The sequence below is a fragment of the Actinomycetospora soli genome (assembly GCF_021026295.1).
Taxonomy (GTDB): domain Bacteria; phylum Actinomycetota; class Actinomycetes; order Mycobacteriales; family Pseudonocardiaceae; genus Actinomycetospora; species Actinomycetospora soli.
The window spans coordinates 1-8,733 of sequence record NZ_JAJNDA010000053.1; the positions used below are offsets into that span (position 1 = coordinate 1).

Below are 8,733 nucleotides of genomic sequence, written 5' to 3' on the forward strand. Positions count from 1 at the left end.
TTGACATAGAGAACGGTGCTCTCGGTTGGCGCGCGGAGCGGGTAACACCAGTGCATTAGTTGATGATCTTGGGCGCGTGCGCGTGTCATTGAGTCGTTGACGCGCGCCGCTCGACCCTGTTGAAGATCGTTCCGAGCGAGGCTGTCGGGGTGCGGGTGTAGACACCGCAGCATGACGACGAAGGGTTCGACAGCCTGGTGCGCGGCATTGCGCGATGGGTTGCCCGGCGGGTTGCCCGGCGGTTGTCAGATGGGTTCCCGGAAGGGTTCCCGCATGTGACGCAGATGGGTTGTCACATGGGTTGTCACACGTGATGTCCGACGGGGTGTCACGCGTGACATCCCATGGCACCTAGAGTCGCGGCTGGAAGCCGGACACCGACGGGGTGATGGCCCGTGGTGCCCAGCTCCCAGCCTGGGTGGTCAGGAACTTGAGTGGTCTAGAACCGGCTCGCCCAGAAGATCAGGGTCCCGATGGCGGTACCGACCGTGGCTGCAATCAGCTCCCACAGGGTCGGCCCGCCATCGGGCGTCCTGGGGTTCGAAGTGTTGACCATGCTCACCTCCTCTCGTTCTCACATCGAGGACGCTACCTGCGGGGTCCGACACTCCGGGCGCTCACTCGTGTGCAGCGGAGCCAGCCTGCGGCAAGGGCCTTGATGAGCTGCGAAAACCCGCAAGCGGCTAGTGGCCCTGGGCGCGCCCCCGCCGAGTTGTCCACAGGCTTTGCACCGTTGTAGTCGAGTCACTCCGGTGAACCACCGCGCCACGCACCATCAAGATCATTCGATGATTCATGGGTGTGCGGGGTTGTTGGAGAGAAGAACGGCGCGGGCGTCGGTGGTCCAGCGGGGTGGGCGGTCGGAGGGGCGGCGGCCGGGGCGGCCGTCAGAGGTGCGTGGTCGCAAGACGGCGGGGTGGGAGAAGTCGTAGCCGCGGCCGGTGCCGGTGTCGCGGTCGAGAGGCATAGGTGTGCCGTCGGATCGGTGGTCGACGGCAGGTTGGTCGAGCCAACCGATGCCAGCGCCATGGATGACGTCCTGGCCGTGGTCGTGGAGCCAGCGCACGAGGCCGGCCATGCCGTCGGTCTCGGCGATGTCGAGGACGGTTGAGGTGTGTTGGCCGGCGCGGACCCAGCCCCAGACTTCGGGGGCGAGGCCGAGGCGTTCGTCGGCGTCGAGGGTCTCGGCGGCGATCTCGTCGTCGGTCTGTTCGTGGCCGAGGTCGGCGAGGCGCCGTAGGTCGCGGTCTCCAAGGGACCAGGTGACTTGCTTGCGCCCGGCGGAGGCCTGTTCCCACTCCCACCACAGGTGGATGTCGTCGGCGCGGTAGGTCTCGACCGCGTCGGCAAGGAGTTGCATGGGGGTGCGGCCGCCAGGGCGCCGGCCTTCCTTGCGATGGGAAGAGGTGACCTCGTGGGCGAGCTTGGTGAGGTAGTTGGACAGGGCGTTGTCGTGGAGCTGGGCGCGGCGGACGTCGTAGCCGGGAACCTTGCCGTCGGCGGCCATGTCGCCGGAGGCGTCGAACCCGGCTCGCTCGAGCGCGGCCTTCCAGCGGTGGAACATGCGCGCGACGAGCGGGCGGACCTGCTGCTCGGTGACGTCGTCGGCGAAGCACAGCAGGACGTGCACGTGGACGTGCCAGCCGGAACGCCCGATGGTCGCCTCGACGGCCTTGACCCAGCCGAGAAGCCCCCCGTGGAGTTCCTTGTCCTTGTCCCACTGACCGCCGGAGTTCGCCGCCTGCCAGCCGTCGCCGAGAGCGTCCCAGAGCCCGCGCTGGGCAAGCAGAGCATCACGGGCCGCGCGATCGGCGCGGTCTTGAGCCTCGTCAATGGTGTCGCCAAGAGCGGCGGCCCGCTCGCGCTTCTTGATCACAGCAAGCAGGCGAGCAGCCTGACGGCGCTGCTCACGGGTCCAGCCGAGCTTGTCGCGGCGCTTGTGCTGGATGGTGAACGTCGCTAGGTGCGCGGAGCCCCCGAGCAGGTCCACCGCACGGATGGCGTCGGCGAGCTCATCGGCGCGGCGGGTGGCGATGACCGCGGCGCACTGCGGGCAGCACCAGACCGATCCGCAGGTCGCGACGCCGCCGTAGCCGGCCACGGGGCCGGTGCGGCCCTGGGCCAGGCCGACGGTCACCCCGCCCCCAGTGACGGAGGTGGCGCCGCAGCGCTTGAGCCGGGGCAGAGTGGTGATGGGCCGGACCTGCTCGCGGCGGGTGAAGCGGTGGGTGCGCCGGGCGCGGGCAGCTTCCCGACGCTGGGCGCGCTGCTCGGGGGATTCATGAGCCTGCTCGCGGTGACGGCCCCGAGGATCAGCTTGAAAGGGTGTTCGCGGAGTACCAAGCGCGTCGCCTCCGGCGCCGCTGGCCGCCCCCGTGGGGCGGCCGGGAGCGGGCGAGCCGGTGCCGGTGAAGAGGTCGGGTGCGGCGGGGTGAGGGGGGCGTGCCAGCGCCTCCGGCCTCCGGCCTGCGCGCTGACCGCCCCCACGAGGGGAGGTGGCGGTGCCGGGGGGGCGGCCCTGGGCCCGGGCGCCACTCACCGGCGCACCAGCGACGCGAGCACGATGAGCAGGAACAGGACCAGGACGAGCGCGAGATCAGTCACGACGCGGGACCAGATCAGGGCCGGCCCCGATCCCGCTGACACAACGTGGAGCCGAGGACTGTTCGTCACACGCCAACGGGCGGGTTCGGTGTGTCGTGATGGCGCGCAGACGGGTGCGCGCCAGTAGCCTGGCGACAGCACGGCCGGTCGTCCTCTCTTGTGCAGCACGCGGACTCGGACGACCGCCCTGCAGAGAGCCCCGGGTGTTCCACCACCTGGGGCTCTCGCCGTTTCACGGGCGGTCTGCAGGCGAGCGTCCCGTAGGAAGACCCCGGATCCGGGGTGGTTGGCCCACGACACGCCGAAATCAATTCCGGCCGTCGGCCACCGCGGCGCAGTAGTCGGCGTATGCGAGCAGCGTCGATCGGGCTCGGAAGGTGCCGACGCGGGGGGCGGTGACCGCGCAGACGCCGGGGTCGGCGATGGAGTGCTCGTCGGGGTCGATGACGTGGGCGGGGTGCAGCATGCGGATGCCGTCGGCCTCGGAGGCGAAGCTGACGCGGAGGGTGGCCTGGGCGCGGATCGCGCCGTCCACGATCGAGGCGTCGGCGCGCTGCACGATGAGCACCAGGCGGAGGCCGACCTTGCGGCCCTCGGAGAACAGCCGGCCGACGAGCTGGCGGACCTCGGCGCCGGTGCGCTTGTCGACGAGCTCGGCGGCGCGCACGAGCGCGGCGTACTCCTCGAGGAACACGGCGAGAAGGGGTGTGACCTCGTCGGTGGCGAGGTTGTCGGACCGTGCGGGGAGGACGGTCAGTCGCCGGTCCATCTCCGCGCACAGCTCGCGCAGCACCTGACGGTGTTCGGTGAGGTCGCCGGCCACCCCGGAGACTCGCCATGGGTCGGTTGGCCAGGGGCGCCAGAGCAGCCCGGAGGGGTCGATCCCGACGACGCGGACGTCGCGGCGCCGGACGAGTGGGGCGAGCTGGCCGTAGGTCCAGGAGGACTTCCCGGAGCCGGTCGAGCCCTGTGCGACGCAGTGCGGGCGTCGCTCCCACGGGGCGGAGAACAACCGTCCGACCTCGTCGCGGGCGATGAAACCGTCAGGCAATGCTGACGACCAGTGCCGGGAGGCGGCGAGCGGGTCGACGTCGAGCAGGCGCAAGGCGATCCAGCGCTCGGCGTCGAGGTCGTCGATGACGACGCGGGCGACTCCGAGGGCGTCGGCGAGCTGGGCGGCGCGGGCGCGGTAGTCGGCGGTGCGCTGGCCCGGGTGGCGCTGGACGGTCGCGCGGCAGACGCGGCCGGTGCCATCGAGGGTGACCCCGCCGACCCGTGGGACCGACACGGTGACGCCGGCGGCGACGTGGACGACGCGGGCCAGGTCGCAGCCCTCGGCGACGTCGCGCCAGTGGGCCCGCCATTCCTGCTCGGTGCTGCGGCGCCGGTCGGGGACCTCGCGGGCGTAGCGGGTGTGGTGGCGGCCGCGCAGACGGGAGAGCCCCGCCACCGGGGAAGTGGTGGCGGGGCTCCGACGGGGCCACAGGGCCATCAGGCCGCCGCCTCGTGCTGCTTGGCCGGGCGGGCGGCGTTGACGAGTCCCGCGGCTGACCAGTAGGTCGCGAGCTGGCCGTTGGTGCGGTTGACCCGGGTGCTGCACTCCAGGCGCTCGAAGCGCGCGGGGCCGAACTGCTGGACGTCGGGGACCTCGGGCGACGGGACCCGGACGGCCATCAGAGTCGGGCGGTCGCCGCTGGCGATCATGCAGTGCACCGTCCAGAGCGGGTGGCCGGTGGCCTCGTCGCGCTCCTGCTCGGTGCCGGGCTGGCGGCGGCCGTCCTTCTCGATCCACGGCATCACGGGCTCGACCTGGCCGGAGAACACGGCGGCGAGGCGGTCGGTGTCGATGGGCAGCTGCATGGCGGGTCTCCTCGGTGCGGCTCGTCGTTCGTCGCAAGCGGCGCGAACGTAGCAAGTGCCTCACGAAGGTAGAGCTAACGGCGCGATCGTCGCAAGTGCCTCATCGAAGTTCAGTGTGGTGCCGTGTTTGAGTCACCTGCGACGATCGCGACGTGTCCAGTCCTGACCAGCACGTCTCAACCGGCGACGCCGCCCACGCCCTCGGAGTCAGCCGAGCAACGCTCGTGCGGTGGGCGTCGGCCGGCCACGTGACGCCGGCTCGAAAGACTGTGGGAGGACACCTGCGGTGGGACTTGGACGACCTGCGCAAGCAGGTCGCCGAGATCACCGAAAATTAGTGCAGAACCGACCCCCCCTGTCGGAACTAGCCAGTGGTCGGTCCCTGCTGCACTGCGGGTGGGCCAGTAACAGCTTTTGCGTAGAGATCGTTGATGTCGCGGGTACGAGCATTGTTCAGTAGTGCTGTCTCCCGGGCGTCGATGGCAGAATCAAGCGCTTCGAGCACCCTCCCGCACAGAGTCGCCATCTCATGAGCCGACTCGATTATCGGACCAACCATCGTCAGGTTGAGCCCGGAGACTCCACGGACCTCTGGGGCTTGGTCGCGTGGTGCGAGGAAGGCGAAAATTTGCGCCTGCTCACGAGGGCCTACGCGGTGGGCTACGTGCTGGCTGGCGGTCTCAAGAAGCTCGTCGTGGACCCGCCGCTGATCTTCGTTGAAGGAGGCCACGAGCCCGTCCAGCGAGAACCGAGAGGTCTTGGGGGTGATTAAAGCTTTGCCGGACTTGAAGGCCCTGCGATAGGAAATGATACTGGAATTCCAAAGCGACTGCCTGGTAAGACTATATTCCGCTTCGTATGAACTGCGATCTTGATTGCTCTCTACTATAGAAATATACGCGTGCACGCAATTAAAAGCAAAAATTATGTCATCGCGGATAGAATAGAGGTCAGCTAGGGCATTAGGATCGTCGCCAGTCAACTGGACCCGAGGCAACTCGAAGACTTCGTCCGCCTCCGGAACGGTTGGAATCTCACTCATACCGCAGATGCTATCCACTCCCCTGCTAAAGCCGATACGCGTTCGACCGCGGAGCGATGCGGGTGATGCGGATGCGGTGGCTGTCCTCGTCGATCACGTAGAGCACGCGGTAGGCGTCGATCCGAGCGGACCACTGGCCGGCCAACTCGCGGGCCAGTGGCTTGCCGATGCGGCGCGGGTTGGTCACCAGCCTGTTGGCGATGAACTCAACGATCTGCACAGCCACCCGCGGTGGCAGCGCATCGAGCTGCCGGACCGCGCGGGCCGCGAGGGTGAACCCGTAGGGCGTCGGATCGGGGGGAGCCACCCGACTAGTCCAGCACCCGGCTCCGACACGGAGGGGGGACTCTCGGGTCTCAACGCCGGTCTTCACACACCAGGGGTGCTGCCGTGGCCTCCGCCGAGGTACTTCGCGACCACGGTCGCCCCGTCGATCTCCTGGCCGGCCTCGAGCTCGGCGCGCCCGGCCGCGATCTCCTCGCGTTCCCCCGGAGTCGAGAGGATGTCCAGGGTCTCCAGCAGGCCCTCGTACTCCTGGGCACCGAGCAGGAACGCCACCGGCTGGTCCCCTTCCAGCAGCTCAACGGGCTCGTGGGTCTCCCGGGCGTGAGCCGCCAAGGCACGCACGTCCTTCTCCCCGTCGCGGTCGAGCGGGACAGCCGTCATGAGGACCATCGTCGCCGCTCGGTGCCATGTGGTGCCACCCCGGCCGCTCCGATGAGCACTAATGCGCTCCGGGTCGCCTCGATGATGTCGCGCTGGGCTCGTGCAGGGCGTTCTTCTCCTTCGGGTACCTCGATGACCTCGGTCGCCTCGCAGTGGGAGAAGTCCTCCACCGACTCTTGCCCCTAGCCACCCTCGAAGGGGACACCAGGTGATGCCTCCGGCGGGGCCTCGGATCAGGTGGGGCACCGGGAGACGGGGCGGGGTGCGGTTTCGAGGTGGTCGGGGACCGGTGCTCCACCCTCACGACGGCCGATCAGGGATTGCCAGAGGACCCCCGGGGCCGCAACCCGCAGCGGTGCCAGAAACAACTGTCGACGCAGCTCGGAGACGGTGCCGGTAGCGGGTTGCACCCCCGGAGAACCCCTGGCACGCGGGGCGCGGCCGACGTGAGGGTGGAGCACCGGAGGGGGCGCGTGCGCTGGCGTGTTGCGTCTTCGAATCGTTGACGCGAACGATGAGTCAACGTATCATTGACGCATGGATGCTGAGGGTGCCCGGGAGTGGATGCAGGAGAACGGGATCAAGCGGGGCGGTGAGTCGCTGGCCTGCCTGGTCCACCTCGACCAGGCGGTCGAGCAGCGCGGCGACAAGCTCGGGGAGCAGTGGCCGGCCGCTTGGTACGCCCTCGTGCAAGACACCCGGCGCTTGGCCGACGTCTACGAGGCCGCGTTGATCCGCAAGCTCCGGGCCGGGGAAGGTCCGTCGGGGGAGACGACCTGGGCGTCGGTGGCTGCCGCGGTGGACTCCCACCTCGGGTCCCGACAGGCCGCGCAGCAGAAGTGGAAGCGGCTGCTTGACGGGAACCGCCGGGAGTACGGCGGACCTGGGCGAGGCGGGCGGCAGAAGACCTCCTCCGAGTCCGTCGCCGATCCCGAGACGGAGAGGAGCTAGAGGTACCTGGAAGCTCGCGACCAGGAAAAATGCACTTCCTGAAGTACTGATATCAGCATCGCAGTACCGACCGCCAACGATACGTTGACGCGAGCGACACGCGTTACTGGAGTGCTGAGATCAGTACTCCAGTACTGAGAGGATGGGGGTCATGATCCTGGCGTTGGTGAACCTGAAGGGTGGGACCGGCAAGACGACCTCGGCCGCGTTCCTGGCCCACGCGCTGCACGAGCGTGGCCGGCGGGTGCTGCTGGTGGACGCCGACCCGCAGGGTTCGGCGCTGCGCTGGTCCGAGGACGCCGAGGTGTGGCCCGTGGCCACGGTGGCGCTGCCGACCAAGCGGCTGCACCAGCGTCTCGACGACGTCGCGGGCGGCCGGTTCGACGACGTCGTGATCGACACTCCGCCGCTAGAGGAGAACGCCGGGATCGTGAACAGCGTGCTGCGGGTGGCCTCGCACGTGCTGGTGCCGGTGGCGCCGACCCCGATCGAGGTCGAGCGGGTGGGCGCAGTCGCCGAGGCGGTCGAGGACTCCGCGGCGGTCCGCCGCGAGGGCGAGGCGCCGCGAATGGCGCTGCTGTTGACCCGCACGGTCCCGAACGCCTCGAGCACCGGGGTCTACCGCGAGGTCCTCACCACCGCCGGCCACCGGGTGCTGCCCGGCGAGGTCCGCCGCGTCGAGCGGTTCGCCCAGGCCTGGGGAGACCCCATCACCCGAGCCGCGGCCACCGCCTACGGCGACGCCCTCGACGCCCTGGAGGTCCCAGCATGAGCACCGCGAGGGAGAAGATGGCAGCCAAGGCCGCCCGGGTCGCCCAACGCCCTCAGAGCGACGCTGCGCCCGTCCCGACCGACGAGCCCACCCAGGGAGTGCCCGAGCCGCACAGCCCGCCTCAGACCTCGCCAGCGCCCGCAGGGGCTCGTCGCCAGGGCAGCAGCGCGAAGGTCACCGAGCAGTCCGGGATGGTCCGCACGACCGTCGACCTCGCCCCCGCGATGCACCGCGAGCTCCGGGCGCTGCTCGCTGACGTCGCCGCCGACCTCGGCCGCACCCGCGTCACCGCCAGCGACGCCCACCGGGTCCTCGTCCGCCGGCTCCTCAACGACCCATCTGCACGGGAGCAGTTCGTCGCCGACTGCCGCGAGCAGCTGTGAAGTGGCGCCGCCCCACCGCCGCCGTCGTTCTTGGCGCGTCTCTGATCATGGCCGTCTTCTTCGTGATCGCACTGGTCCGCAGCTCCGGCTCTGACACGTCCGCCTGGTTGAACCTCGCCGTCGTGCTCCTCACCAGCACCGGCATGTACATGATCCTCAAGTCGTCATCGTCTCGTTGACGGCTACTGATCTTCCTGCTGCCGCAGACACATGAATCAAACGATCATGTCGGTGACCTGCGGTCCTTCCAAGATCGAGACCCAGCGCAACACACCTATGCCTCCGGCGTCGCGCCAAAGATCAAGAGCACCCCGACACACCAATGCTATTGACATAGAGAACGGTGCTCTCGGTTGGCGCGCGGAGCGGGTAACACCAGTGCATTAGTTGATGATCTTGGGCGCGTGCGCGTGTCATTGAGTCGTTGACGCGCGCCGCTCGACCCTGTTGAAGAT

The 8,733-nt window shown here is 69.1% G+C and carries 11 protein-coding genes; 5 read left to right on the forward strand and 6 right to left on the reverse strand.

From position 1 onward, the window contains the following. Positions 1–793: 793 nt before the first annotated feature. The 3 genes from LN037_RS31795 to LN037_RS31805 all read right to left on the reverse strand — a co-directional run bounded on the left by LN037_RS31795 (position 794) and on the right by LN037_RS31805 (position 4,464). Entirely contained in the window at positions 794–2,137 is a 1,344-nt protein-coding gene (locus LN037_RS31795; RefSeq protein ID WP_230761080.1) for a protein rep, read from the reverse strand. A gap of 774 nt (positions 2,138–2,911) precedes the next feature. Next, on the reverse strand, positions 2,912–4,054 hold the full coding sequence (locus tag LN037_RS31800; protein ID WP_230761082.1) for an FtsK/SpoIIIE domain-containing protein: 1,143 nt from the start codon (positions 4,052–4,054) through the stop codon (positions 2,912–2,914). Positions 4,055–4,095: 41 nt separating this feature from the next. Continuing rightward, positions 4,096–4,464 carry a hypothetical protein gene (locus LN037_RS31805; RefSeq protein WP_230761084.1) on the reverse strand — a complete coding sequence of 123 codons (369 nt, stop codon included), beginning with the start codon at positions 4,462–4,464 and terminating at the stop codon, positions 4,096–4,098. 152 nt (positions 4,465–4,616) lie between these two features. Between LN037_RS31805 and LN037_RS31810 the strand changes: the two genes are divergently transcribed. Further along, positions 4,617–4,802, forward strand: coding sequence for a helix-turn-helix domain-containing protein (locus LN037_RS31810; protein WP_308286222.1), 186 nt, complete (start codon positions 4,617–4,619; stop codon positions 4,800–4,802). Between the two features lie 26 nt (positions 4,803–4,828). Here the strand turns inward: LN037_RS31810 and LN037_RS31815 are convergent, their stop codons facing one another. From LN037_RS31815 to LN037_RS31825, 3 genes are all read right to left on the reverse strand, one after another. Further along, positions 4,829–5,506 (reverse strand): hypothetical protein, encoded by a 678-nt coding sequence (locus LN037_RS31815; protein WP_230761086.1) that lies wholly within the window; start codon positions 5,504–5,506, stop codon positions 4,829–4,831. 25 nt (positions 5,507–5,531) lie between these two features. Beyond that, positions 5,532–5,813 carry a type II toxin-antitoxin system RelE family toxin gene (locus tag LN037_RS31820; protein ID WP_230761087.1) on the reverse strand — a complete coding sequence of 94 codons (282 nt, stop codon included), beginning with the start codon at positions 5,811–5,813 and terminating at the stop codon, positions 5,532–5,534. A gap of 62 nt (positions 5,814–5,875) precedes the next feature. Continuing rightward, positions 5,876–6,172, reverse strand: coding sequence for a type II toxin-antitoxin system Phd/YefM family antitoxin (locus LN037_RS31825; protein ID WP_230761089.1), 297 nt, complete (start codon positions 6,170–6,172; stop codon positions 5,876–5,878). Positions 6,173–6,709: 537 nt separating this feature from the next. Between LN037_RS31825 and LN037_RS31830 the strand changes: the two genes are divergently transcribed. From LN037_RS31830 to LN037_RS31845, 4 genes are all read left to right on the forward strand, one after another. Next, positions 6,710–7,123: a hypothetical protein gene (locus LN037_RS31830; RefSeq protein WP_230761091.1), complete on the forward strand. Its 414-nt coding sequence runs from the start codon at positions 6,710–6,712 to the stop codon at positions 7,121–7,123. A gap of 151 nt (positions 7,124–7,274) precedes the next feature. Beyond that, positions 7,275–7,895: an AAA family ATPase gene (locus LN037_RS31835; RefSeq protein WP_230761093.1), complete on the forward strand. Its 621-nt coding sequence runs from the start codon at positions 7,275–7,277 to the stop codon at positions 7,893–7,895. Next, positions 7,892–8,278, forward strand: a complete 387-nt coding sequence (locus tag LN037_RS31840; RefSeq protein ID WP_230761095.1) for a hypothetical protein — start codon at positions 7,892–7,894, stop codon at positions 8,276–8,278. Before LN037_RS31835 ends, LN037_RS31840 begins: the two co-directional genes overlap by 4 nt. After that, positions 8,275–8,457 (forward strand): hypothetical protein, encoded by a 183-nt coding sequence (locus LN037_RS31845; protein WP_230761097.1) that lies wholly within the window; start codon positions 8,275–8,277, stop codon positions 8,455–8,457. Before LN037_RS31840 ends, LN037_RS31845 begins: the two co-directional genes overlap by 4 nt. Positions 8,458–8,733: the final 276 nt, after the last annotated feature.